This is a genomic window from Bradyrhizobium sp. USDA 4503 (genome assembly GCF_054055815.1).
In genome coordinates this window covers 4688445-4714566 of the sequence record NZ_JBSRXS010000001.1, presented here as the reverse complement: position 1 = coordinate 4714566, position 26122 = coordinate 4688445, and the positions used below count along the sequence as shown (strand labels likewise).

Genomic DNA, 26122 nt, shown 5'->3' with positions numbered 1-26122 from the left:
TGGTCTTCGTTTTGCGTCATTGCGAGCGCAGCGAAGCAATCCATCTATCCGTTATGCGGCGCTATGGATTGCTTCGCTGCGCTCGCAATGACGGTGTGAATCCTACGACAACATCCGCATCAGCTTCTCCAGCCGCGCGACCTTCGCGCCATAGGGCGGATAGAGATCGGCAAGCCGGTTGAAGCGCGAGCGGTAGAACACCGGCTTGAACTTGGTCAGCGTCTTGAACCCCCACTCGCCGTGATAGGCGCCGGTGCCGGAGGCGCCGACGCCGCCCATCGGTTGATAGGCCTGCGCGAAGTGGAACAGGCAGTCATTGACGGTGACGCCGCCGGACACCGTGCGCGCCAGCACCGCATCGCGGGCGGCGCTGTCGGTGCCGAACCAGTACAGCGCCAGCGGGCGATCGCGGCTGTTGACGAAGGCGATCGCTTCCGTCGCATCGCGCACGCCGATGACCGGCAACAGCGGCCCGAAGATCTCTTCCTGCATCACCGTCATGTCCGGCGTCGCGCCGACGATCACGGTCGGCGGAAATTTGCGCCCCGCCTTCCACTCGCGGTCGTTCGGCGTTGCCGGCTGCATGATGGTCGCGCCCTTCGCGGCGGCGTCGGCGACCAGCCCCTCGAGCCGTGCATAGTGCCGATCCGAGACGATCGACGTGTAATCGGTGTTATCGGGATCGGTACCGAACATGTGCTGCATGTGGCCCTGCAGCCGCATCGCGAAGGGCTGCACCGCGGCCTGCGGTACCAGCACGTAATCGGGTGCGATGCAGGTCTGGCCGGCATTCAGCAGCTTGCCATAGGCGATGCGCTGCGCGGCTTCATCGATGTCGGCGGAGCCGTCGACGATCACGGGCGACTTGCCGCCGAGCTCGAGCGTCACCGGCGTCAGATTGCGGCCACAGGCTTCGGCCACCAGCCGGCCGACCCGCGTCGAACCGGTGAAGATCAGATGATCGAACGGCAGCGCGGCAAACGCCTTTGCGATTTCGTCGTCGATCTCGGTGACCGCGAGCTCGGTGACGTCGAATTTCTTGGCGATCGTCTCCATCAACAGCTCGGCGAAGCGCGGCACCAGCTCGCTCGGCTTGATGATGGCGCGGTTGCCGGCCGCGATCGCGGCGACCGCGGGCGCCAGGGTCAGCTGCAGCGGATAATTCCACGGCGCGATGATGCCGACCACGCCGAGCGGCTGCGGCATCAGCCGGTTCTTGGCCGGCGCGAACTGCACCGTGGTCGGGACCTTCCGCGGCGCCATCCAGCCCTTGAGGTGCTTGGCGGCGTGCCTGATCTCGCCGAGCACCAGCATGGTCTCGGCGATCGCGGTCTCGACGGTGGAGCGGTGGCCGAAATCGGCCGAGATCGCCGCCTCGAATCGCGCCTCATTCTCGGTCAGCGCGGCGCGCAGGCGGCGCAGCCGGTCGAGCCGTGCCTGCAATGTCGGCGCCGGCTCGCTGCGCGACAGCTCGAACTGGCGATGAAAGGCCTCCTCAAGCGCATGCAGCCCCGGGCTCTTCAATGGCCGGTCCATGGCATTTCCCCCTCGGATGACGCATTCTTGACTGATTTGTTGCGCGCCAAGCTCCGCTTTTGCGCGCGGTCTGGCAAGGCTCGGTTCCCGGCGGTAAATCCTGCCGGGACGGCCGGCGATTTCGACGTCACAAAATCCTCAAAAACCCGCATCCGGGGCTTTCCAAACCGGGCTCACGTTGATACATACGCCCCGCACCCGATGGCTTCGGCCCGGGTCGCCTTCTCAGGAAGCCCCCGGACGGATCGATCGGCGCCGTTGAAAAGCGTTGGCCGGCCGGCTCAGGCACCCTTTCTGCAAGGCACGCAACGGTTTAACGCGGGGTGGAGCAGCCCGGTAGCTCGTCAGGCTCATAACCTGAAGGTCATAGGTTCAAATCCTATCCCCGCAACCAAGTCCGGACCAACCGGTTCCGACAAAATGGCCCGCATTTCGCGGGCCATTTTGCTTTGGGAGGACAATCGGGCCTCGTGTCGTCGACCGATTGGGTGCAGATCACGGCGTTTCCGCAACGCGGGCCGCTCCCTAGACGATGAAATGGAATTCGTGCCACGCACTCCAGCTGATGCCATCGCTGGCGCGAACCCAGAGGTCGTCAGGCACGGTACCGCCCTGGAATGACGTGCTCGCAATTTGGGCCGCGCTGACGTTGATGGCGGTGCCGGTGGGCTGCGTATTCCCGCCAATGCTCCAGTGGCCGCTGCTTGCCGACGGCGTCGAATCCCAGAGTTGATATTGTGCGATACTGTCGCCGTCGGCATCCGAGACTGAAAACAGGGTTAAGGCGGCCACGCTCTGGTTGGCCGTCGCGTGGAAGTCGGACGCGGTCACCAACGGAGCGCTGTCAACCGGCGCGGTGACGTGAAACTCCTTCCACGCGCCCCAGGCAAAGCCGTCGTAAGCCCTCACCCAGAGATCGTCCGAACCCGAGCCGCTTTGAAAGCTTGTGCTCGAAAGCTGGGCTGCCGTGACATTGATGGCGGCATTGGTGCCTTGGGCGACTCCCCCGACCACCCAGTGCCCGCTGCTCGCATCCGCCGTCGAATCCCACACCTGATAGTTTGTGATGGTGTCGGCATCCGCGTCGGTGATCGAGAACAGCGTCGAGGCCGCGACGTCCTGGCCGTGGCTCGCCGAATAGTCGGCGGCCGTGACGATCGGAAGGTTGTCGACCGGCGCATTGACGTGGAACTCTTTCCAGTTGCTCCATGTCATGCCATCAAAGGCTCGGACCCAGAGGTCGTCGGAGCCCGAGCCGCTCTGGAACGATGTATTGGCCAGTTGTGCCGCGCTCACATCGATGCTCTGGCCGGTGGGCTGCGCGATGCCGGCCACGACAAAATGCCCGCTGGCAGGATCGGCGGTCGAGTCCCAGAACTGATAGTTGGTCATTGCATCGCTGTCGGCGTCGCTGACCGTGAACAGGCTTGCCGCCGCGATATCCTGGCCATGGGTGGCAGTCACGTCCGACACGATCGCCACAGGAACATGGTCGATCGGCGCGTTGACGTGGAACTCCTTCCAGTTGCTCCATGTCATGCCATCAAAGGCTCGTACCCAGAGGTCGTCAGAACCCGATCCGCTCTGGAACGATGTACTGGCCAGTTGCGCCGCACTCACATCGATGTTCTGGCCGGTGGGCTGTATGACGCCGCCCACGACAAAATGCCCGCTGGCAGGATCGGCGGTCGAGTCCCAGAACTGATAGTTGGTGATCGTATCGCTGTCGGCGTCGCTGACCGTGAACAGGCTTGTCGCCGCGATAGTCTGGCCATGGGTGGCGGCCAGATCCGACGCGCTCACCACAGGAGCATGGTCGATCGGCGCGTTGACGTGGAACTCTTTCCAGGCCCCCCATCCGGTGCCGTCATTGGCTCGCACCCAGAGATCATCCGAGCCGGAGCCGGTCTGGAACGAGGTATTGGTCAATTGTGCGGCCGTCACATCGATGGCTATGTTGGAAGCCTGCGCTACTCCGCCGATCACCCAATGGCCGCTGGCGGGATCGGTCGTTGAATCCCAAACCTGATAGCCGACGATCGTGTCTCCATCGGAGTCGGTCGCACTGAAGAGACTCGATGCGGCGATGTTCTGTTTGTGGGTGGCCGAAACGTCGGTTGCGTTGGCCACCGGCGGATGGTCCGCAAATGGGGTTGCCGTGAGCCGGGTCCACGCGCCCCAGAGATATCCGTCATATGCCCGGACCCAGAGCGTGTCTGAGGCTGTGCCGAATATATAACTCACTTGCGAGATGTTGGCGGCCGAGATGTCGATTTCGGCATTGGTGGCTTGCGTGACACCGTTGATGGCCCAATGCCCGCGGCCCTCGGTGTCCCACAACGCATATTGGGTGATCGCGTCGCCATCCGCGTCGCTGGCCGAGAACAGTCCCGATCCAGCCACCGAGAGCTGCCCGCGCGTGCCGGTCACGTTGGTGGCCGTGACCGTTGGGGCGCGATCGGCCGGAGAAATCACAAAGGATTTCCAGTCGCTCCACAAATAGCCGTCGAAGGCTCTGATCCACAGCGTGTCCGAGCCGGGTCCGGCCTGGTAACTCGTTTGAGCCAGCTGCGAAGCGCTGATGTCGATCTCGGTGTTGGTGCCCTGAACTGTTCCGTTCACCGTCCAGTGACCGTAGCCGTTGCTGTCCCACAGGGCATATTGGGTGATGCTATCGCCCGCGGCCATGTTCACCGAGAACAGTGACGAGGCGGAAAAAACCTGATTTCGAGCCGCGGCCTGATCGGCCGCCGTCACGACCGGTGTCGTCCGGATGCTGTATCCGAGATCCTTCAGAACTCCGATGTCCAGGTTGGAGATCGCGTACTGGTAATTGCCGTAGAAAACGATCCCGTTCATCAGGTCCAGCGTGAGAGGATCCTGAACGGTCGAGGGACTGGCGTAGAGGTCGGATTGCTGATTGCCGAAGTGGTAGTAGTTCTGGGTGGTGCTGTTCGTGGTCAAAGGCACCGGGCCGCCGTAAGCGGCCTCGGCATTGGCACCGACAAAGTAAGCGCCGTATGCGGTCTTTTGTATCAGGGTGTCGAACGTCGATTCGTAGGCGCCGGCCAGCTGGCCGCTCTGGTTGTACCAGCCCACCATGCCGAAGCCATGCATGAGCTCGTGGAGAAAAACGTCGATCGGATTGATCACGTTTCCAGGGACCTGACTGGAGTAGGTCAGGCCGTAGTCCAGGTCGATGTACTGGAAGTAGCCGGGGTCGATGTTGATGGTGATGTCGCTCGTCGTGCCGGGGACATGCTGTCCGGTGGTCAGCTCGTACTGGCTGGATGGCTCATACACGGCGAGCCCGCCGCTTGAGCCGATGTAGTAGCTGGAGGTAGGCCCGCCATCGGCACGGCCAACGGCGGTCGGCAGGATGTTGAGCGACACAACCAGAGTGCCGATGCCCAGGATATATTGCTGCCAAATGTTGAGGGCCTGCTCAAGATCGTAAACGAGAGACGCGTCAGCGGATCCGCCGACGTTCGACGGATCGTTCAATGTTACTGAATAATTCCAGGGCATCTCGGTCGGACTTTCAATCTATGGTAGCGCCGGCGCAATAAGTGACATTCAACTGACTGCCGCGGTGTAGTCAACAGACGTCAAGGGGGCCGGCGCCGACGCGGCATCCGTGCCGCGATCCGTAAGACTACGGACCTCGGCCCGAGTTCGAACGGCTCCGCTAAGGGTTCCTCGATCGGCATGATCGAGCTCGCGAATCCGGCGCGGCCGTTCATAACGCCAATTGCATCTCGCCGGAGAGCCATAGTACTCTGGCTGTCATATTCATCTGCTGCTCTTTGGTTCGCTGCGAACAGTCAGTTTGCACTGACGGCGAAGTTGTAAGGGCGGGGGCAGGGCGCGCTTACGGCAATCCCGGCTCATTCGACTGCAGTCAATTTCAGCTACTCAACAGATTAATCGTGAAATGATTGAAACGCGGGGCGGCAGCACAGCAGACAGCGGGATAGTTGCACTCGTGATGTTGCTGCGTTTTCACGGTATCCCGGCCGATGTCGATCAGATTCGTCATCAATTCGGGAATGGCTCGTTCGCAACGCCGGAGATGCTGCGCTACGCGCGCTCGACCGGCGTCAAGGCCCGCGAGGTGAGCAGCAACTGGCTGAGGCTGGAGAAGGTCCCGCTTCCGGCCATTGCCCTGTTGCGCGACGGCGGCCATCTGATCCTTGCCAAGGTGGGCGCAGACAAGATCCTCGTTCAGTCACCCCTGTCAGAGCGCCCGGAGTTGATCACGAGGGCCGACCTGGAGGCGGTGTGGGCCGGCCGGCTGATCCTGGTGAGCCGCCGGGCGGGACTGGTCAACCTTGCCCGTCGCTTTGATTTGTCATGGTTCCTGGGAGCCATTCACAAATATCGCTACCATTTCCTGGAGGTGTTGATCGCCTCCTTTTTCTTGCAGCTGTTTGCGCTCGTGTCGCCGCTGTTCTTCCAGGTGGTGATCGACAAGGTCCTCGTTAATCACACGCTCAGTACGCTCGATGTGCTCGCGGTGGGTTTGATAGGCATTGCGGTTTTTGAGACGGCCCTCGGCATATTGCGGACATACCTGTTCTCTCACGTGACGAACAGGATCGACGTCGAACTGGGAGCCCGCCTGTTCCGGCACCTCATAGGCCTTCCGATTGCCTATTTTCAGGCGCGCCGGGTCGGCGACTCGGTTGCGCGGGTCCGCGAGCTCGAGAATATTCGCAACTTCCTGACCGGCTCTGCCCTGACGGTGGTGATCGATCTGTTCTTCACCGCAGTTTTCATCGCGGTGATGTTCGTCTACTCGCCGATCCTGACCTGGATCGTCCTTGGATCCTTCCCGCTCTATGTCGGTATCTCGGCCGGCGCGACGCCGCTGTTCCGTCAGCGGCTGGACACCAAATTCGAGCGCGGCGCCGAAAACCAGGCCTTTCTTGTCGAGAGCGTAACGGGTGTCGAGACGATCAAGGCCATGGCGCTCGAACCGCAGATGCAGCGCCGCTGGGAGGAGCAGCTTGCCGAGTACGTTGCCGCGAGCTTCCGCGTGCTCAGCCTGGCGAATGTTGCGAGCCAATCGGTTCAGTTCGTGAGCAAGCTCGTCACCGCGGTGATCCTTTACGCCGGTGCCAAGCTGGTGATCGACGGCAGCCTTACGGTGGGCGAGCTGATCGCCTTCAACATGTTCTCCTCGCGCGTCAGCGCTCCGGTCCTGAGACTGGCGCAGCTCTGGCAGGACTTCCATCAGGCCAGGCTCTCGGTCGCGCGGCTGGGCGATATCCTGAACACGCCGGCGGAGCAGACGTTCAATCCCGGTCGCGCGGTGCCGCCTCCCATCAAGGGCCAGGTCACACTCGAGCACGTATCCTTCCGATATCGTGTGGATGGGCCGGAAGTGCTGCACGACATCAACATCAACATTCCCGCCGGCCAGGTCGTCGGCATCGTCGGTCCGTCCGGCTCAGGCAAGAGCACCTTCACGAAGCTGGTCCAGCGCCTTTACGTCCCGGAAAAGGGCAGGGTTCTCGTCGATGGAGTCGATCTTGCGATGGTCGATCCGGCGTGGCTGCGTCGCCAGGTCGGCGTCGTCCTGCAAGAGAACGTGCTGTTCAATCGCAGTGTGCGGGAAAACATCGCGCTCGCCGACCCGGCCGCTCCGATGCAGCAGGTGATCGCGGCGGCCCAGCTTGCGGGAGCTCATGAGTTCATTCTGGAGCTGCCGGAAGGCTACGACACTGTCGTAGGCGAGCGCGGCAACAGCCTGTCGGGAGGGCAGCGGCAGCGTATCGCGATCGCGCGGGCCCTTATCACCGACCCGCGCATCCTGATCTTCGACGAAGCGACCAGCTCGCTGGACTATGAAAGCGAAAGGGTCATTCAGGACAATATGAACCGGATCGTGAGGGGGCGAACGGTCTTTGTCATTGCGCATCGTCTGTCCGCGGTCAGGCGCACCGATCGAATCATCACCATCGATCGCGGGCGGCTCGTCGAACAGGGATCCCACGAGGAGCTGCTCAGCACAGGCGGAAGATACGCGTCACTGTACCGGTTGCAGGCGGGGATCCATGAAGTCGGCTCGTGAAGCGCTTCCGGCCGGGGGCAAATCGAGGGACGAACTGGCTTTCCTGCCGGCCGCCCTCGAAATCGTCGAGACGCCGCCATCTCCGACGGCCAGGCTTACCGGCGTCCTGATTGCCGCGTTGTTCTGTTGCGCGGTCGCGTGGGCCGGTCTCGGCAAGATTGACATCGTTGCCTCTGCATCGGGAAAGATCGTGCCGGGCGATCGTGTCAAGCTGGTTCAGCCGCTCGAAATCGGCGTGGTCCGGGCCATTCACGTTCGCGACGGCCAGACCGTCAAGGCGGGCGAGGTTCTGATCGAGCTGGATCCGACGAGCAATCAGGCCGAGCTTCAGCACCTGAAAAACGATCTTCTCTCGGCATTGCTGGACATTTCGCGCACGCGCTCCGCACTCGACGGAAACACCGGCGCGCTTGACGGGGCGCCGGACGACACGCCGCCTGCCTTGATTAAAATGCACCTGGAGTTCTTGCGGAGCCAGGATTCGGAGCAGCGCGCCAAGCTGGCGGAACTGGATCGGCAACGGGTCCAGAAGGTCGCGGAGACCAGGACAATCGAGGCCGGCATCGCGAAGATCGATGCTTTGCTTCCGGTGCTGCAAGAGCGGGTCGGGGTTCGCAAGTACTTGGCCGACAGGGAGTACGGCTCGAAGCTGCAATATTTGTCGGAGCTCCAGGAACTCGTCGGGCTGCAGCAGGACATCCTGGTGCAGCGGAGCAAGCTCGAAGAGGCCAATGCAGCCGTGGCAGCCCTCGATGAGACGCGCGCCAAGCTCGTCTCGGAATACCGCCACCGCTTGTACGATGATCTGGCCAAGGCGACGCAGAAGGCCGGCAGCCTCAAGGACGAGGTGGCCAAGGCCGAGCACCGGACGAAGCTTCAGAAGCTTGCGGCGCCCATCGATGGCGTGGTGCAGCAACTGGCTGTGCACACGGTCGGCGGGGTCGTAACTCCCGCCCAGACGCTCGCGGTGGTGGTGCCGAGCGATAATCAGATCGAAATCGAAGCGATGGTTTCAAATCGCGACATCGGCTTTGTGCACCCGGGTCAGGACGCCGAGATCAAGGTCGATACTTTCAACTTCACGCGTTACGGCCTGCTGCACGGCAGGATCGTCAGCGTCTCGCGCGATTCTGTCTCCCGGGACAGGTCGCGGGACTCGGCCCGTGAGACGAATGGCGGAGGGACGGAAGAAAGCAGCGAGCCGAAGGGTCAGGCGCCGGCGTATATCGCGCATGTCTCAATTGACCGGACCAAGATGATCATCGACGACAAGGAGATCAGTCTTTCGCCGGGAATGGCCGTCACCGTCCAAATCCGGACGGGCGCCCGCAGCGTCATGAGCTATTTGCTGTCGCCGATCATGCGCTACCGGCAGGATGCTCTCCGAGAGCGGTGAAAGCCGGCAGGTCGACCCGTCATGACGGGGTCCGGGATTCCACGTGGCTCAAGCTTGGATCGGATTCGTGTATCGCAAGGCAGTTTTGCCCGGCGTCGTACGTCCGATATCCATGGCTGTTCAGCCTGCGAACGAGTTCAGCCTTGTCGGTCTTGATGAATTCGGCGTGGATGACGGGGTGATGCTGCTGGATCGTTGCGCTGGCCCCTTCCAGCACCTTCAATTCCATCCCTTCGACGTCGATCTTGATCAGATCGCAGCGGCTGAGCTTCAGGGAATCCAGGGTGACCATCGCCGTTTCGGTGCTGTTGGCCTCGGAATAATCGACCTTTTGGCCGATTTGCTCGGTAGCCGGGCGTCGCGTCACCTCCAGGCTCCCGAAGCTCGCGGGCTCCTGGTGGCTTAAGTTCGGCACCCGGGTTTTCCCGGTTTCCGACGAAATAACCGCGTGTATGGCCTTCGCATTAAAGCAGTTGTTGATCGCGATGTTGCCGGCAAGCGCATAATAGACCCGCTCCTGCGCTTCGATCGCAAGGACCGAGCCCCAGCCGTCCATATGTTTGGACCATTCGATGGTGTGAACGCCGATGTTTGCCCCGCAATCGATCGCGACGACGCCATCGCCCCGATAGGTTCTTCGCAGTGCAAGAAGGCCCTTCGTCAGCTCGATTTCGGTGGCATCGAACACGCCGTGCTCGAGGATCTGGATCCCGACTCCAAAGGTGTGCTCACCCGCCGTGTGGTAGTCCAGCCGGTTTACGATCAGCGGGCCGTGCGCTGACGCTGCGATGACGAATGGGACCTTGCTGGGGTTGCGGCTCATCGTTTGTATTTCTTTGTGTCTGCGCCAGCGGAAGCGGCCGGGAGGGGTACTCGCCAAGGTTTCGTCCGTTGACGCGGTTGTCAATCTCGCTTACGTTCCGTCTACTTTTTAAGCGTAATCTATATTTTAGGGCAGGGGATATTCGTGAATGCCATTGCCGTCGCGCCGGCGATCGGGCTGAATCGCTCGATTGACCATGTGACTGACCAACCCAAAGTAATCGTTGATCGTTCGACCAGCGCCGTACCGGTCAAGTCGGACGCTGTTTCGTCAGATGCCGACGCGCCGAAGCCTGCCTATCCCGCGGCCGCCGAACTGCCGACTCAAGTGGGTCCCAAGGGACTGCGCTTCGACTTCAACGATGGCGCCCGGGTATTCTGTCCCGAGGCCGAAACTCCCTGGCGCGTGCGGATCTGGGACGCCGAGTGCGGCAATCTTCTTTTCGAGACGCAGTTCGCGGGCGGCCGGGTCAACAGCTCAAAGCGATACTATGTTCGTTTCCGGATCGAGGTTCTGCAGGGCGATGATGTCGTGTTCTCGCACGAGTACAATGCGAGGGACCGTCACGTCCTGATCCAGCTTCCTATCGGCACCCTGGGCGACACGATCGGCTGGTTTCCCTATGTGGCGAAGTTCGGGGAAGCGCATGGGTGCAGGCTGACCTGTGCGATGGCGGAAAAGTTGATTCCGCTGTTCCGGGATGCGTATCCCGAGATCAACTTCGTCACCCACGAGGAAATTCAGACCGACCGCTACTACGCCACGTACAGCGTCGGATTGTTCTTCGACGACAAGAACTTCGTGTTCCAGCCGAGCGACTTCCGCCATGTCGGGCTGCACCGGACCGCGGGCTACATCCTCGGCGTCGATCCCGCCGAGGTGGCGCCCCGCATCTCGCTTGCGGATGATCGCAGGCCCTTTCCCGAGCCTTACGTCTGCATCGCGGTGCAGAGCACCACGCAATGCAAATACTGGAATAACCCCGCCGGCTGGCGGGAGCTGACCGGCTTTCTCACGCAAGCCGGCTACCGCGTGATCTGCATCGATCAGAAACCGACGCACGGCCACGAGCTGGTATGGAATCACATTCCCAACGGCGCGGAGGACTGGACCGGTGATCGGCCGATCCAGGAGCGGGCGAACCTGCTCAAGCACGCGGCGTTTTTCGTCGGCCTTTCCAGCGGCCTCTCATGGCTGGCCTGGGCGGTCGGCACCCCGGTCGTGATGATCTCGGGATTCACGCATCCGACAAATGAATTTGCTACGCCGTACCGGGTCATCAACTATCACGCGTGCAACAGCTGCTGGAACGATCCGGCAGTTCGATTCGACCACAAGGATTTCTTCTGGTGTCCCCGCCACAAGGGGACGCCGCGTCAGTTCGAATGCACAAGGCTGATCACCGTGGATCACGTCAAGTCGGTGATTAGAACGATTCCTGGATTTAAGCTTTAGCCGTTTTCAAGCACTGTTTTTTTGGGGGGCCGCGCTGCCATGAGCACAACATTTGTAAGCTCGGGTGTTACCAGCTCAGGACTGATCGAAACGGGGTCCAATATTCTCGAGGTCCTCAACGGAGGCTCGGCAGTTTCGACGGGGCTATCTGGCGGCGGCCAGCTCCTGGTCGACTCCGGCGGCTACGCGGTCCGCACCGCGATTTCCAGCGGCGGCAGTGCCGTCATCAGCGCAGGTGGCGGGGCCGATCATCTCACCGTCTCGAACGGCGGCACGCTCAACGTGGCCGGCATGGTCAACAGCAATACCGCCGTGTTGACCGGCGGTGTCGAGAATGTCCTGTCCGGCGGGTTCATCTCCGGCGCGAGCGGATCGGGGACCGGAATTTCGGGCGGCACGGTCAACCTGCTGGCTGGCGGCTCGGCCGCCTTCGTCGGGGTGTCGAGCGGCGGCACCTTCAACGTAATGGGCAAGGTGCTCAGCAACGTTGGTATCTACACCGGCGGCGTGGAGAACGTCTCCTCGGGTGGTTTTATCTCCGGCAACAACAGTGCCGGCACCGGCGTTTCCGGCGGCACCCTGAATCTGTTGGCAGGCGGCTCGGCCGCCTATGTCGCCGTCTCGAACGGCGGTGTCTTCAACGTCGCGGGCACGGTGCTGAGCACCGTCGGGGTGTATAGCGGCGGCGTAGAGAACGTGCTGTCGGGCGGCGTGGTCCTCGGCGTGTCCGGAGGCTTCGGCACCGCGATCTCCGGCGGCACGGTGAACGTGCAGACGGGCGGGTCGGCGACCGCAATGTTCGTCTATGCCGGCGGTGCGCTGAACGACAGCGGCGTCGTCACCAACCAGTTCGTGCTCAGCGGCGGCGTCGAAACCGTTTCGTCCGGCGGTCTTGCGTCGGGGGCGCAAATCTCGGCCGGCGGTCTGCTCGACGTTCTCGCCGGGGGCTCGGCGACGGGTATCGGCGATGCCGGGAGGGTGATCATCGAGGCCGGCGGCATTGCCGACCACATCCTGGTTTCGTCCGGCGGCGTGCTCAGCGTCGGCGGCACCATTACCAGCAATACCGGCGTGTTGGCCGGCGGCGTCGAGACTGTCTTGTCCGGCGGGCTCATCTCTGGTGCGGCCGGCTCCGGAACGGGAATTTCGGGCGGCACGATCAACCTGCAGGCTGGCGGATCGGCCTTCTACGTCGGCGTTTCGAGCGGCGGCACGTTCAACGTGTCCGGTTATGTGGGCGCAGGGTCCGTATACAACGGAGGCGTGGAAACCGTTTATTCGGGTGGGCTGATCTCGGGTGGCGCTGGAATCGGAACAGGGGTCTCTGCCGGCGGCACACTAACCGTACTCGCGGGCGGCTCGGCCGCATGGGTGGGCGTTTCGAGTGGCGGCATTTTCAACGTGTCCGGCACCTTCCTCAACAATGGCGGCGTCTTTGCCGGCGGCGTGGAGAACGTCTATTCGGGCGGTCTGATCTCGGGCGCGAGCGGATCCGGAACGGGAATTTCGGGCGGCACGCTCAACCTGTTCGCGGGCGGCTCGGCCGCCTTCGTCGGCGTATCGAGCGGCGGCACGTTCAACGTGGCGGGCACAGTGCTGAGCAACGTCTCTGTCAACAGCGGCGGTGTCGAGAACATTCTTTCGGGTGGTGTTGTCACCGGCGTCACGAGCTCGGGGACGGGCATATCCGGCGGTACCGTCAACGTATTTGGCGGCGGCGCGCTGGATCACGCGACGGTTTCCAGCGGCGGCGTTCTGAACATCTCTGCCGGTGGCACGGCGCACCACCTGACGGTGTCGGGCGGCGGCACCATGAATGTCAGAGGCACAACCACCAGCAACGTGCTGGTCACGGACGGTGGTGTCGAGAACGTGCTGTCCGGAGGACTGATCTCCGGAACTTCCGGCTCCGGGACCGTCATTTCCTCCGGCGGCATCGTGAACCTGCAAGCCGGCGGTGCTGCGGCCTATCTGACCGTTTCGAGCGGCGGCACGTTCAATGTGTCGGGCACCGTGCTCAGCAATGTGACCGTTTCTGCCGGCGGCGTTGAGAACGTCTTCTCGGGTGGTATTGTCGGCGGCGCGTCAGGCTCCGGGACGTCCATTTCCGGCGGCACACTCAACGTCCTTGCGGGCGGTTCACTTGCTCACGTGACGGCCTGGAGCGGTGGCGCTCTGAACGTTTCGGCCGGCGGTACCGCGCACAACATCACGGTGTCGAGTGGCGGCACCATGAGTGTTGCCGGCACGATCACCAGCAACACGACGATCACCGACGGCGGTGTCGAGAACGTGCTGTCCGGCGGCCTGATCTCCGGGGCGTCGAGTGCGGCGACCGTCATTTCCGCGGGCGGCATACTGAACGTTCAGGCCGGTGGTTCGGCTGCTCACGTCGGCGTGTCGAGCGGCGGTACCTTCAATGTCGCGGGCAATGTGCTGAGCAATACAGCAGTCTTCAGCGGTGGCGTCGAGAACGTCTTGTCCGGAGGATCGATCTCAGGGGCGAGCGGATCGGGGACTGGGGTTTCGGGCGGTACCTTGAACTTGTCCGCTGGCGCCACGGCTTCCTTTGTCGGCGTGTATAACGGCGGCATCTTCAATGTTGCGGGCACCGTGCTGAGAAATAACGGCGTCAATGCCGGCGGTGTCGAGAATGTGTTGTCTGGCGGCCTGATCACCGGCGCCATCAGCTCCGGGACCGGCGTCAACTCGGGCGGCGTACTGAACGTCCAGGCCGGCGGCTCGGCGGCGTTCGTCGCCGTTTCGAGCGGCGGCACGCTCAACGTGTCGGGCACCGTGCTCAGCACGGTCGGCGTCTATACCGGCGGCGTCGAGAATGTCTTCTCGGGTGGTGTCGTCACCGGCACATCGGTCTCCGGCACGGGCACGGGCATAGCCGGCGGCACGGTCAACGTATTCTCGGGCGGTGCGCTGGCCCACGCGGGGGTGTCCAGCGGCGGCGTCCTGAATGTTTTCGCCGGCGCTACGGTGCACGACGTCGGGGTGTCGAGCGGCGGCACGTTCAACGTTGCCGGCACGGTGACCAGCCACGTCGCGGTATTTGCCGGCGGCACCGAGATCGTATCGTCGGGCGGCTTCACGGGGCCGGTCATCATTTCCGGCGGCTTGCTCGAATTGCAGGCCGGGAGCGTCGCGAGCGGCGGCATCACCTTCAGCGGCTCGGGCGGGCAGCTCAAGATCGATGGCACGTCGATATCCACCACCATCAGCGGGCTGGTGCTGGGCGACAGCATCGATCTGGCAGGCCTCAATTTCGTATCCGGCGGGTCGGCGACCTTGCTTCCGGGCAATATCCTGCATGTCACGGAGGGGGCTTCCACCTTCGACCTGCAGCTCGATCAGACGCCCGGCGTGCGATTCGGCGTCAGCGCGGATTCCGGCACCGGCACGCTGATCACGGCGCGTGCCGACAGCGCGCCGGTCACGTCCGCGTCCGACATACACGCAATCCTTGGCCAGAGTTTTGTAACGGCTTCCAGCCTCTTCAGCGTGTCGGACGCCGACGGCGATACGATCACCCAATACGCGTTCTGGGACACCGAGGGTAACGGACATTGGGCCATTAATGGTGTCACCCAGGCCACCAACACCGAGATCGATGTGTCCGCGGCGAACCTGTCGCAGGTCAGCTACGTATTTGGTCCCACTGGATCGACGGACTCGCTCTACGTGCGGGCCAATGACGGCACGCTTTGGGGCGGCTGGACCAAATTTTCGGCAACGGCATTTGCGGACACCGCACCGACCGTGAACGCAAACAACGTCACTGCAGCGCACGGTCAGACATCGGTTGCCGCATCGAGCCTGTTCACGGTGTCCGATCCGGATCCCGATACGATGACCCAGTTCGCCTTCTGGGACACCGGCGGAAACGGCCACTGGGTGGTGAATGGTGTTGCCCAGGCCGCCGGCGTCGAGATCGATGTTCCGGCGTCGCAGCTGTCGCAGGTGAGCTACGTCTTCGGGCCGACAGGGTCGGCCCCTGACACGCTGTATATCAGGGCGAATGACGGGACATTGTGGGGAGGTTGGAAGAGCTTCACGGCAACGCCGGGACCCGATCGGGCTCCGGTCGTCACAGCGCCGAACCTGACTGGAAGCCACCTGCAGCAGTCGGATCCCGCGACCAGCATCTTCACGGCCACGGATCCAGACGGCGATCCGATCACCCAGTACGCCCTTTGGGACACCGGTGGCAACGGCCACTGGGTGGTGAACGGTGTCGCCCAATCCGCCGGCGTCGAGATCGATGTCTCTGCAGCGCAGCTGTCGCAGGTGAGCTACGTGTTCGGCCCTGGCGGCTCAGCGCCCGATACGCTCTACGTGCGGGCCAGCGACGGAATGTTGTGGGGAGCCTGGACGGCGTTCACGGCGATGCCGGGACCCGACACTGCTCCGGTCGTTACCGCATCGAACGTGAAGGCGGCCCATGGGCAGACGTCGGCGCTCGCCTCGAGCCTGTTCACGGTCTCGGACAACGAGAGCGATACCATCACCCAGTACGCGTTCTGGGATACCGGAGGAAACGGTCACTGGGTGGTGAATGGCGTCGCCCAGGCCGCCGGCGTCGAGATCGACGTTGCGGCGGCGAACCTGTCGCAGGTGAGCTACGTGTTCGGTCCGGGCGGCTCGACGCCCGATACGCTCTATGTGCGCGCCAATGACGGCTCGTTGTGGGGAGCCTGGAAGAGCTTCACGGCAACGCCGGGACCCGACACTGCTCCGGTCGTCACGGCATCGAACGTGGCGGCGATTCATGGGCAGACGTCGGCGCTCGCCTCGAACCTGTTCACGGTCTCGGACAATGAGAACGACACGATCACCCAGTACGCCTTCTGGGATACCGGTGGAAACGGCCACTGGGTGGTGAATGGCGTCGCGCAGTCCGCCGGCGTCGAGATCGACGTTGCGGCAGCGAACCTGTCGCAGGTGAGCTATGTGTTCGGACCGGGCGGCTCGACGCCCGATACGCTCTATGTGCGCGCCAATGACGGTAGCATGTGGGGAGCCTGGAAGAGCTTCACGGCAACGCCGGGACCGGACACTGCTCCGACCGTCACGGCATCGAACGTGACGGCGATTCATGGGCAGACGTCGGCTCTGGCCTCGAACCTGTTCACGGTCTCGGACAGCGAGAACGACACGATCACCCAGTACGCGTTCTGGGACACCGGAGGAAATGGCCACTGGGTGGTGAACGGTGTCGCCCAGTCCGCCGGCGTCGAGATCGACGTTGCGGCGGCGAATCTGTCGCAGGTGAGCTATGTGTTCGGTCCGGGCGGCTCGACGCCCGATACGCTCTATGTGCGCGCCAATGACGGCTCGTTGTGGGGAGCCTGGAAGAGCTTCACGGCAACGCCGGGACCCGACACTGCTCCGGTCGTCACGGCATCGAACGTGACGGCGATTCATGGGCAGACGTCGGCGCTCGCCTCGAACCTGTTCACGGTCTCGGACAATGAGAACGACACGATCACCCAGTACGCCTTCTGGGATACCGGTGGAAACGGCCACTGGGTGGTGAATGGCGTCGCGCAGTCCGCCGGCGTCGAGATCGACGTTGCGGCAGCGAACCTGTCGCAGGTGAGCTATGTGTTCGGACCGGGCGGCTCGACGCCCGATACGCTCTATGTGCGCGCCAATGACGGTAGCATGTGGGGAGCCTGGAAGAGCTTCACGGCAACGCCGGGACCGGACACTGCTCCGACCGTCACGGCATCGAACGTGACGGCGATTCATGGGCAGACGTCGGCTCTGGCCTCGAACCTGTTCACGGTCTCGGACAGCGAGAACGACACGATCACCCAGTACGCGTTCTGGGACACCGGAGGAAACGGTCACTGGGTGGTGAATGGCGTCGCCCAGGCCGCCGGCGTTGAGATCGACGTTGCGGCGGCGAATCTGTCGCAGGTGAGCTACGTGTTCGGTCCCGGCGGCTCGACGCCCGATACGCTCTACGTGCGCGCCAATGACGGCAGCATGTGGGGAGCTTGGAAGAGCTTCACGGCAACGCCGGGACCCGACACTGCTCCGGTCGTTACCGCATCGAACGTGACCGGGATTCACGGCCATTCGATCGCGGCCACGAGCCTGTTCTCGGTCACGGACGCCGAGAACGATACGATCACCCAGTACGCCTTCTGGGACACCGGCGGGAACGGCCATTGGGTTGTGAACGGTGTCGCCCAGGCCGCCAACTCCGAGATCGATGTGAGCGCGGCCAACCTGTCACAGGTGAGCTACGTCTTCGGCCCCGGTGGCTCGCCATCGGATACGCTCTGGGTTAAGGCCAATGACGGCAGCATGTGGAGCGCCTGGAAGAGCTTCACGGCCACCGCAACGAACCAGGCGCCGACAGTCTCGGTCTCGAACGTGACGACAGTCTCGGGGCAGGTCTTCGCGGCTTCGAGCCTGGTCAGCGCGACGGACGCGGATGGCGATACCATCACGAAATATGCGTTGTGGGATTCCAACACGAACGGGCGTTGGAATGTCAACGGCGTGAACCAGTCTGCGAATACAGAGATCGACGTCACTTCGGCACAACTTGCCCAGACGACCTATCAGGCCGGTTCCGGCACCGACCAGCTCTGGATCCGGGCCTATGATGGCAGTGCGTGGGGTGTCTGGCAGCCTTTCAACGTAACGGGAGAGAGCCCCAGCACTGCCACCATCGCAGCGGGTACCACCCTGGAATTGACGGGGGCTTCGAACGCCGCCGTTACGTTCCTGGGCAGCACGGGGACGCTGAAGCTCGACAATTCCGCGAGCTTCACCGGAACTGTCGCCGGGATGTCCGGTTCGGACACGATCGATTTCGCGAATATCAATTTCGCGAACGTTCAAACGCCGACCTTCAGCGGAAACGCCTCGGGCGGAACGCTCACGGTGACGGACGGCACTGTCACCGCCAGCATTGCGCTGCTGGGCAACTACATGGCTTCCACATTCACGGCCTCGAGCGACGGCCATGGCGGTACCTCGGTTGTCGATCCGCCGGCGATGCAGGTCAGTCAGCTTGCGCAGCCGCAGCATGCGTAAGGGCTTGAGATAGGCGGCTGTGGAGGGCCTGTTGCGGGCCCTCCGCAACCAAGATCCCTCAACCGGCAAAGATGAAAAGGCCCGCCTCCTGGCGGGCCTTTTTCCAGTCTTGCAGCGCTTCCGCGATGCCGCTCAACACTTAACGCCTGCTCAGCACCTGATCACAGCGACGAGCCGTTACAGGCTGCTTCCGCCGCCTGGTCGTCCACATTCGGGTCGGCCGCGGCGGTGGCCCAGGCGAGCTCGACGAGGGTGACGATCCGCCGACCGGCACCGTCGAGCTGGCAGACGATCAGGCCTTGTTCCTCGATGTAGGTCAGAAGATGCCGGGCGCGGCGCAGCGAATGCGTGCCGTAGGCGCGGGCGATCGCGGCATCGCTCGGGCACGGCCAGCCCTCTTTCGCGGCGCGCGCGATCATCATGAAGACGCCCTGCATGTCCTCGGGCAGCAGGGCCGCACGCAGCGAGACGTCCTGCCAGGCGTCGTCGTCCGCGACATCGGCGCCGAGCCCGGCGCGGGCGCGCGTCAGCATCCGGCGGAAGTCGGTCAGCTCCGGCACCACGGCACCGAGACCCTCGATCCGGCAGCGGACCACGAACTCCTGATAGAGCACGCCGATGGCGCGAAAGCCTGCGTCGGGTTCGGCGAGGATGGCGCGCAGGATACGGTCCAGCCGTTCCCGCCGCTCGGCCAATTGCTCGGCGCTCGGCGGCGGCTCCGCAGCTTCGGGATCTGGCTCCGCTGCCGGCTGCTTGGCGGCCATCAACTGGCTGAGCAGGTCCGGCGACGGCGTCCGGCGTTGCGGCCGCGCCGCTTCCGGCGGCGGAGCGGCGAGGATGATCGCGCGCGCGTCCTCCAGTGCCGCTTCAGGCAGCGGCATCAACCGCGGCGCCGCATTGCGCGGCTGGGTGTCGGTCGGACCGATGCGCAAGCCCAGTGGACGGCGAGAGAGCGCAGGTCCCAGCGCCATGAATTGCCCGCGCTCGAGGTCGCGGAAGGCTTCCGCCTGCCGCCGTTCCATGCCGAGCAGGTCGGCGGCGCGCGCCATGTCGATATCGAGGAAGGTGCGGCCCATCAGGAAGTTCGACGCTTCGGCCGCGACATTCTTGGCGAGCTTCGCCAGCCGCTGGGTTGCGATGATCCCGGCAAGCCCGCGCTTGCGGCCGCGGCACATCAAATTGGTCATTGCACCGAGCGAAAGCTTGCGCGCCTCGTCAGACACCTCGCCCGCGACCGCCGGTGCGAACAGCTGCGCCTCGTCCACCACCACCAGCATCGGATACCAGTGATCGCGGGCGACGTCGAACAGCCCGCCGAGGAAGGCTGCGGCGCGCCGCATCTGGTTCTCCGCGTCGAGCCCTTCGAGATTGAGCACCGTGGAGACGCGATGGATGCGCACGCGCTCGCCGGCGACCTGCAGGCTTCGCTCGGTGTGGTCCTCGGCGTCGATGACGAGGTGGCCGAATCGTTCGGCCAGGGTGACGAAATCACCTTCGGGATCGATGATGGTCTGCTGCACCCAGGGGGCGCTCTGCTCCAGCAGCCGGCGCAGCAGATGGGATTTGCCGGAACCCGAGTTGCCCTGCACCAGCAGGCGTGTCGCCAATAGCTCCTCGAGGTCGATGGCCGCCGAAGTGCCGGCCGTCGTTTGTCCCATCTCGATCGCTACGGTCATGTCCCGACTCAAATTGCCCTTGCGGAGAGGCGGCTTAACAAGCTGATCGCGCCGCGTCGAGCGAACCGCACCATCATCCCCAGGCGCGGGGAGGGGGACGGTGTTGATGCTCGCCGGACGAGATGAAGATTGATCGAGCCACTACAACGTGTTTAGCTTGCATGTCTGATGTAGATTTTTTCGAACCAGTTCCTGTTCAGCTGCGCGATCCGGCCCGGTTCGGACCCGCTCTTATTTAAGCAGCCCGTCGAACTCTCAGCCCGTCGAACTCAATGTCTGAGTTCAACTACGACGCATTCATTTCCTACATTCTTCCCGATCCAAACGGGATTGATCCCAGCTTGCAAGGCTCGCGTTGTCGAAGGCATCCGCCAAAAATCGAAGGTTTCACGGATCTTATCCCCGCTCACGCGCGCATGTGGCGGAGCGATCCTGATGTCGGGAGCGAGATCGCGTAAATCTTTCCGGCGTCGGTATTGATCTTTGCCGTTATCGCGTTCGGGCAGGTCTCGGCGCCCCTCGGCGACGGGATCTGGGACCAGCCTCCTGGCTCGCACTTGCCGTGCCGCCGCTGGTCATCATCGCTTTCTACATTTTCCGGCGTTCCGTGCGTGCTTCGTAGAAGGAGCGGGCGTTCGCAGTGACGTCGATGTGATCGGCGTCGCTATTCTCATGCCGGATACCTCCGTCCCGTTTGCCGGTGGTGTCTCGGCGCGCAAACCTCGTCATAGTCCGCCGCACAAAAGAAACGTGCGAGGAAACATGACTGAGAGCATCGTTGATGCCGTAGCGCCGTCGGTCGCGGCGCCTGGCGCAGTGTCGCCGCGAAAAGTGTTTTGGGCGACCTGGTTCGGCTGGATGCTCGATGGCTTCGATTCGTCGATGTACGCCTACATCCTGGTCGGCGCGTTGAGCGAATTGCTGCCGGCCAGCGGCATTGAGCCGAGCAAGGCCAATATCGGCATCTATGGCGGGCTGTTGTTCTCGATCTTCATGCTGGGCTGGGCCTGCTCGATGGTCTGGGGCTGGGCCGCGGACCGTTACGGACGGGTCCGGATCATGTGCTGGACGGTGCTGGTCTACTCGCTGTTCACGGCGCTGTGCGGGCTTGCGACCGGTATCGTGATGTTCGCATTGTTTCGCTTTGTTGCCGGCTTCGGCATCGGCGGCGAATGGGCCGCGGGCACGCCGCTGCTGCAGGAATCCGTGCCGGAGAATACGCGGGTGCGGCTCGCCGGATGGCTGCACACGGCGACGCCGACCGGGCTATTCCTCGCCGCCGCCGTCACGCTTGCGATTGGCAGCACGCTGGGCTGGCGCGGCATGTTCCTGCTCGGCATTCTGCCCGCGCTGCTGATCGCGTATCTGCGCAGCAACATTCCCGAACCCGAGCGCAGGGCTGCGCACGAGCAGCCGTCGGTCGCGGCCTTGTTTGCCGGCGACCAGGCGCGCACCACCTGGGCCGCGGCGCTGATGATGGCCTGCATCATCTTCGGCCTTTGGTCGTCGAACTTCTGGGCCCCGACCGTGATCTCGACCAAGCTGGTCGCCGCGGGCGCGACGCCGGCGCACGCGCAGGAGATGGGCGCGGTGGCCGGCCTGATCACCAATGTCGGCACGCTGATCGGCTGCCTCCTTGTACCATGGCTAACTACCTGGCTCGGCAGCCGGCGCCGCACCGCGGTGCTGTTCTTCGTCGGCGGGCTGATCTCCGTCGTGGTCTCCTATGAGGTCGCGATCGAATGGCTCGACAGCCTGACGCTGTTCATGGTGCTGCTGCCGGTGCTCGGCTTCTTCACCAATGGTGTGTTCGGCCTGTTCACGATCTGGCTGCCGGAGATGTTTCCTTCGGCGCTGCGCGGCTCGGGCTCCGGCTTCGCCTTCAGCATGGGCCGCGTGCTCGGCGCCGCCGGCCCGACCCTGATCGGCGCGCTCGCCGCCCGCACCGGCAGCTTCCCGCTGGCGATTTCGATGCTGTCGCTGATCTATGTAGTCGGCCTGCCGCTGATCGCCCTGGCGCCGGAGACGGCCGGCAAGCCGCTGGCGAGATAGCAGGCTACTTTGCACGTTGCGCGCGGCTTCGGCCGCGCGCCGTCACTTACTCCGCCGGCTTCGCGGTCGCTGGCGTCTGCGCGGCCACGGGCGTCTGCGCAGCTACGGGTACCTTCGCGGGCGCCTTGTCGACCTTCTTCGACCAGGAGCGGTAATAGGCGAGTGCGGTCATCAGCACGATGCCAACAATGCTGACCGCGATTTGCATCCAGATGCTGCCGGAGACCTCGACCAGCAGCACATGCGCGATGACCGCGAGGAAAACGCCGGTGCAGAACACTTCGAGCGACTGCTGGCCGCATTTGATGATCGGCTGGAAGATCGGCCATTCATATCCGGGCCATTCGCGCGGCAGGAAGCGGGTGACGAAGAAGGCGAGGACGATGAAGTGCAGCACGCGATAAGGCGCAAGGTTGGTCTTGTCGTTCGGATTGAAGGCGTCATAGAGCCAGGCCGGCATCGCCTGTCCGAGCTCCGGGAAGCGGCCCGCCAAGGTCATGACCAGCGCGAACAGCAGATAGGCGCCGCCGAGCCAAAGGAAGGCGCGCGAGCGGATGAACGTGATCGATTCGCTCGCGCCGCCGAGCGCGAACCAGCCGCCGAACACGAACAGGAACTGCCAGCAGAACGGATTGAAATACCATGAGCCGGACGGATAGGCCGGCAGGTTCCAGCCGAATTGCCGCGCCGCGAGATAGAGCAGGAACGAGGCCAGCAGCGTCAGATTGAGCTTGCGCAGCATCGCCCACAGCACCAGCGGATAGCACAGCATCAGCGCTATATAGAGCGGCAGCACATCCATGTTGACCGGTTTGAACGCCAGGATCAGGCCCTGATAGAGCGTCTCGGCCGGATTGTGCATGAAGCCCGCGACGTTGAATTCGTCCTGCAGGTTCGGGTCGTGGTAGCGCTGGGAGAGATAGCCGATCTCGGCGATATAGATCACGAACAGCAGGACGTGGGCGACATAGATCTGCCAGGCGCGCTTGATCAGGCGGGTGGCGCCGATCACGGTGCCGCGCTCGAGCATCATGCGCGCATAGACGAAGGATGCGGTGTAGCCGGAGATGAACACGAACAGATCGGCCGCATCGCTGAAGCCGAAATTCTTCTGCGTGATCCAGTTCACCGCGTTGTTCGGGATGTGATCGAGATAGATCGCCCAGTTGGCGAAGCCGCGCAGCAGATCGAGGCGATAGTCGCGGCCACGCGGCGGCAGAACAGCCTTGACGTCCATCGGTACGCTCCCATCCCGAGTGCCCGCGTGTCCGGTCGCGGGTCGCCCACGACGTCATACTAGAACAGGATTTCGACGGTTGTGTATTGGTTTTCCGGAAACGGATCGCCGCCATAGCCGGCCAAACAGCGATGAATTTGGATCAAATCGTTCGCGCCGCGAACCACGCGGTGCGTAGGATGGGTAGAGCGAAGCGAAACCCATCGCTCCGTGTCGACCTGACGAATGATGGGTTTCGCTTCGCTCTACCCATTCTACGAGAGCCGGCCGCGCACCGGCGCGGCTAACGCTGCACAAACCCGTTATGCAGCGTGGTGAACAGCGCCTTGCCCTTCTTCACCAGATCGTATTTGCGGCCGTAAAGCAGCCAGACGGCGGTGAGGTGGCACATCCCGCCCATCATCAGCGACATCGCGGTGTAGGGATCGAGATTGCGGCGATAGGTGCCGGCGCGGCTCGCCTGCCTGATCAACTGCACATAGCGCAGCGCGTATCTGTCGACCGCCTTCTTGATCCGCGGTTCGGCGGCAAGCACGCTCGGCCAGATCTCGAGGAAGAACACCCGGCCCCAGCTCGGGTTGTCCTTGATGTACTGGAAGTTGGTGAGGAAGATGATGCGGAGCTGGTCGACGGGATCGCCACCCTTGACCAGCAGCGGCTCGGTCTTCTGATACAGCGCCTCGAAATTGCCTTCGGGCACATCGAGCACCAGCGCGCGCTTGTCCTCGAAATAATCATAGATGCTGGAGAGCGGTACTTTCGCCGCGGCGGCGACCTCGGTGAGCGAGGTTCCGTCGATGCCTTTTTCGCCAAACAGCTTGGTGGCCGCCGTGAGGATCTGCTCGCGCCGGTCGCGGCTGCGTTGCTGCTTGAGCTTGAGTGTCGTCCCCGAAGCCACGGTGGTCTCCAAGAGCGTTTTCGCGCGAAGTGGATACCGGTTCGCGCAAGGAAGACGCGTCAAAGCAGGAATCTCATCCCCGTAAAAAAAACAGTAAGGCAGCGGGATCGGAACACAAGTGCTATTGCGACGGGATACAGCGGTAAAGCCTGCGGGTCAGACCGGCGCGTTCCGCCGTTCATGTGTGCGGAACGCGTTGCGGGCAATGATCTGGCGCATGATCTCGGAGGTGCCGTCTAGAATGCGGACCACCCGCGTTTCCCGCCAGATGCGCTCGATCGGCAGGTCTCTTGAATAACCGGCACCGCCGAACAGCTGCATGGTCGTGTCGGCGACGCGCTGCACCATGTCGGCGCCGGTATATTTGGAGAGCGCTGCCGCGGCGGTGCGGGCGGCGGCATCGCCCTGGTCGTAACGCCAGGCTGCCTCATAGGCGACAAGCCGCGCGGCATGCAGCGAACTCGCCATGTCGGCGATCTGCCACTCGATGCCCTGATGGTCGCGCAGCTTGCGTCCGAACGTCTCGCGCTCCGAGACATGGTCGAGCGCGTAGTCCAGCAGCTGGCTCGCCGCGCCGACGCAATAGGCGCCCCAATGGGTGCGCCCGGCATCCAGGCACCGCATCGCGATGGCGAATCCTTCGCCCTCCTGTCCCAGCAGATTCTCGCGCGGAACACGGCAATCCTCGAAGATCACTTCGGCGTGCTCCGAGCCGCGTCCGGCAGCCATCTCGACCAGGCGGCCGATGGCAAGGCCCGGCGTCTTTGCGTCGACGACAAAGGCCGCGATGCCCTTGGCGCCGGCGGAGGGATCGAGCGTGGCGAACACCGTGAAGACGCCGGCCGCGGGCGCATTGGTGATATAGGTCTTGCGGCCGTCGAGCACGTAATGATCGCCGTCCCGCCGCGCTCGGGTCTGGATCCGGGCGGCATCGGATCCGGCATTCGGTTCGGTCAGCGCGAACGCGCCGATCACCCGTCCGCTGGCGAGCTCCGGCAGCCATCGGTCGCGAACCGCCGGCTGCGCGTAGAGCTCGATCGCCTTCGAGCCGATGTGAACGTTGACCCCGCTCAGATAGTAGAAGGCGGTGTGGGCCTTCGCGAGCTCCTCGATCGCGATGCAGCTGCCCAGCATCGTGAGGCCGAGGCCGCCGAATTGCTTCGGCGTGTTGGTGCCGAACAATCCCATCCTGCGCAGGCCGGCCATGGCGCTGTCCGGCACCTTGCCGGTCGCCTCGATCGCGGCATCGTGCGGCTGTAGCTCGCTGCGCACGAATTCACGCATCCGGCCTTGCAGAACGCGGAGGTCGTCGGGAAGCTCAAAATGCATCGCGGGCACCAAAAGTCGAATAATCTTCGAAAAATGTTGCGCCGCCTTCCGGCAGATGTCAAGGTTTTGCGGAAGTTCCGGAGAATACGGCATGCTCGCAGGCTTGATGCAGCAGGTCCCGCTCACCCTCAATCTGGTGAGGGACGTGTCGCGGATCTCTATCCGAACAAGACGGTGACGACGCGGTATTGCGACCGCGTCCATGTCATCAGCCATGCGGAGCTGCTCGGCCGCGCGGGCCAGCTCGCCAACTTCCTCGCCGAGATCGGCGTCGAGCGCGGCATGCGCGTTGCCACGCTGGCCTGGAACTCGCGCCGTCACCTCGAGCTTTATCTCGCCGTGCCCTGCATGGGCGCGGTGCTGCACACCATCAATGCGCGCCTGCACGCGCTTGATATCGCAAGACTGCTCGCCCACGCCGAGGATCGGGTGCTGTTCGTCGATCGTTCGATCTGGCGAACCGTCGGGACGGAGATCGAGCTGCGCAACACGTTTGAAGCTCACTAAACGCTTCAACCCATCTTCCGACCATCGCATCTTCCGCCGCAACTTTGTCCACTTGTTACGGGACAAAACCACGAG

At 63.3% G+C, this 26122-nt stretch carries 13 protein-coding genes and 1 tRNA gene; 7 read left to right on the top strand and 7 right to left on the bottom strand.

From position 1 onward, the window contains the following. Nucleotides 1-102 precede the first annotated feature (102 nt). A complete protein-coding gene (locus ACVMIH_RS22765) occupies nucleotides 103-1536 on the bottom strand; it encodes a coniferyl aldehyde dehydrogenase (protein ID WP_057017836.1) in 1434 nt (477 codons plus the stop codon). 317 nt (nucleotides 1537-1853) lie between these two features. On the opposite strand from ACVMIH_RS22765, the gene ACVMIH_RS22760 reads away from it, so the two are divergent. Further along, a tRNA-Met gene (locus ACVMIH_RS22760) sits at nucleotides 1854-1930 on the top strand. Nucleotides 1931-2061: 131 nt separating this feature from the next. On the opposite strand, the gene ACVMIH_RS22755 is transcribed toward ACVMIH_RS22760, so the two are convergent. Next, nucleotides 2062-5064 (bottom strand): hypothetical protein, encoded by a 3003-nt coding sequence (locus ACVMIH_RS22755; protein ID WP_456863418.1) that lies wholly within the window; start codon nucleotides 5062-5064, stop codon nucleotides 2062-2064. 406 nt (nucleotides 5065-5470) lie between these two features. Here ACVMIH_RS22755 and ACVMIH_RS22750 point away from each other — a divergent pair, with 406 nt between their 5' ends. Both ACVMIH_RS22750 and ACVMIH_RS22745 read left to right on the top strand, forming a co-directional pair. After that, nucleotides 5471-7612, top strand: coding sequence for a type I secretion system permease/ATPase (locus ACVMIH_RS22750; protein ID WP_057017787.1), 2142 nt, complete (start codon nucleotides 5471-5473; stop codon nucleotides 7610-7612). Next, complete coding sequence (locus tag ACVMIH_RS22745) at nucleotides 7596-9008, top strand: HlyD family type I secretion periplasmic adaptor subunit (protein WP_057017786.1); 1413 nt, start codon at nucleotides 7596-7598, stop codon at nucleotides 9006-9008. The genes ACVMIH_RS22750 and ACVMIH_RS22745 overlap by 17 nt, the downstream gene beginning before the upstream one ends. Nucleotides 9009-9027: 19 nt before the next feature. Here the strand turns inward: ACVMIH_RS22745 and ACVMIH_RS22740 are convergent, their stop codons facing one another. After that, nucleotides 9028-9831, bottom strand: coding sequence for an FkbM family methyltransferase (locus ACVMIH_RS22740; RefSeq protein WP_057017785.1), 804 nt, complete (start codon nucleotides 9829-9831; stop codon nucleotides 9028-9030). 144 nt (nucleotides 9832-9975) lie between these two features. On the opposite strand from ACVMIH_RS22740, the gene ACVMIH_RS22735 reads away from it, so the two are divergent. Then, a complete protein-coding gene (locus tag ACVMIH_RS22735; protein WP_229189200.1) occupies nucleotides 9976-11286 on the top strand; it encodes an autotransporter strand-loop-strand O-heptosyltransferase in 1311 nt (436 codons plus the stop codon). 39 nt (nucleotides 11287-11325) lie between these two features. After that, on the top strand, nucleotides 11326-18348 hold the full coding sequence (locus ACVMIH_RS22730; protein WP_456863412.1) for a beta strand repeat-containing protein: 7023 nt from the start codon (nucleotides 11326-11328) through the stop codon (nucleotides 18346-18348). Nucleotides 18349-18509: 161 nt separating this feature from the next. Here the strand turns inward: ACVMIH_RS22730 and ACVMIH_RS22725 are convergent, their stop codons facing one another. Then, on the bottom strand, nucleotides 18510-20024 hold the full coding sequence (locus tag ACVMIH_RS22725; RefSeq protein WP_456855262.1) for a helicase HerA domain-containing protein: 1515 nt from the start codon (nucleotides 20022-20024) through the stop codon (nucleotides 18510-18512). 762 nt (nucleotides 20025-20786) lie between these two features. On the opposite strand from ACVMIH_RS22725, the gene ACVMIH_RS22720 reads away from it, so the two are divergent. Continuing rightward, nucleotides 20787-22076, top strand: coding sequence for an MFS transporter (locus tag ACVMIH_RS22720; RefSeq protein WP_057018169.1), 1290 nt, complete (start codon nucleotides 20787-20789; stop codon nucleotides 22074-22076). Nucleotides 22077-22122: 46 nt separating this feature from the next. On the opposite strand, the gene ACVMIH_RS22715 is transcribed toward ACVMIH_RS22720, so the two are convergent. The 3 genes from ACVMIH_RS22715 to ACVMIH_RS22705 form a co-directional block, all read right to left on the bottom strand. Next, nucleotides 22123-23313, bottom strand: a complete 1191-nt coding sequence (locus ACVMIH_RS22715; RefSeq protein WP_057018168.1) for an OpgC domain-containing protein — start codon at nucleotides 23311-23313, stop codon at nucleotides 22123-22125. A 283-nt stretch (nucleotides 23314-23596) separates the two neighbouring features. Next, the gene (locus tag ACVMIH_RS22710) at nucleotides 23597-24211 is read right to left on the bottom strand and encodes a TetR/AcrR family transcriptional regulator (RefSeq protein ID WP_076828126.1); all 615 of its coding nucleotides are present in this window, start codon (nucleotides 24209-24211) and stop codon (nucleotides 23597-23599) included. A 156-nt stretch (nucleotides 24212-24367) separates the two neighbouring features. Further along, the gene (locus ACVMIH_RS22705) at nucleotides 24368-25540 is read right to left on the bottom strand and encodes an acyl-CoA dehydrogenase family protein (RefSeq protein WP_456855263.1); all 1173 of its coding nucleotides are present in this window, start codon (nucleotides 25538-25540) and stop codon (nucleotides 24368-24370) included. Between ACVMIH_RS22705 and ACVMIH_RS22700 the strand changes: the two genes are divergently transcribed. Next, nucleotides 25535-26047 carry an AMP-binding protein gene (locus ACVMIH_RS22700; RefSeq protein WP_456863409.1) on the top strand — a complete coding sequence of 171 codons (513 nt, stop codon included), beginning with the start codon at nucleotides 25535-25537 and terminating at the stop codon, nucleotides 26045-26047. The two genes, ACVMIH_RS22705 and ACVMIH_RS22700, sit on opposite strands and share 6 nt — an antisense overlap. Nucleotides 26048-26122: the final 75 nt, after the last annotated feature.

Coding starts and splice junctions, on each gene's coding strand:
- ACVMIH_RS22720 (WP_057018169.1), top strand. CDS start 20,787: ATGACTGAGAGCATCGTTGATGCCGTAGCGCCGTCGGTCGCGGCGCCT.
- ACVMIH_RS22700 (WP_456863409.1), top strand. CDS start 25,535: ATGCATCGCGGGCACCAAAAGTCGAATAATCTTCGAAAAATGTTGCGC.
- ACVMIH_RS22730 (WP_456863412.1), top strand. CDS start 11,326: ATGAGCACAACATTTGTAAGCTCGGGTGTTACCAGCTCAGGACTGATC.
- ACVMIH_RS22740 (WP_057017785.1), bottom strand. CDS start 9,831: ATGAGCCGCAACCCCAGCAAGGTCCCATTCGTCATCGCAGCGTCAGCG.
- ACVMIH_RS22715 (WP_057018168.1), bottom strand. CDS start 23,313: ATGGACGTCAAGGCTGTTCTGCCGCCGCGTGGCCGCGACTATCGCCTC.
- ACVMIH_RS22725 (WP_456855262.1), bottom strand. CDS start 20,024: ATGACCGTAGCGATCGAGATGGGACAAACGACGGCCGGCACTTCGGCG.
- ACVMIH_RS22705 (WP_456855263.1), bottom strand. CDS start 25,540: ATGCATTTTGAGCTTCCCGACGACCTCCGCGTTCTGCAAGGCCGGATG.
- ACVMIH_RS22750 (WP_057017787.1), top strand. CDS start 5,471: ATGATTGAAACGCGGGGCGGCAGCACAGCAGACAGCGGGATAGTTGCA.
- ACVMIH_RS22745 (WP_057017786.1), top strand. CDS start 7,596: ATGAAGTCGGCTCGTGAAGCGCTTCCGGCCGGGGGCAAATCGAGGGAC.
- ACVMIH_RS22765 (WP_057017836.1), bottom strand. CDS start 1,536: ATGGACCGGCCATTGAAGAGCCCGGGGCTGCATGCGCTTGAGGAGGCC.
- ACVMIH_RS22755 (WP_456863418.1), bottom strand. CDS start 5,064: ATGCCCTGGAATTATTCAGTAACATTGAACGATCCGTCGAACGTCGGC.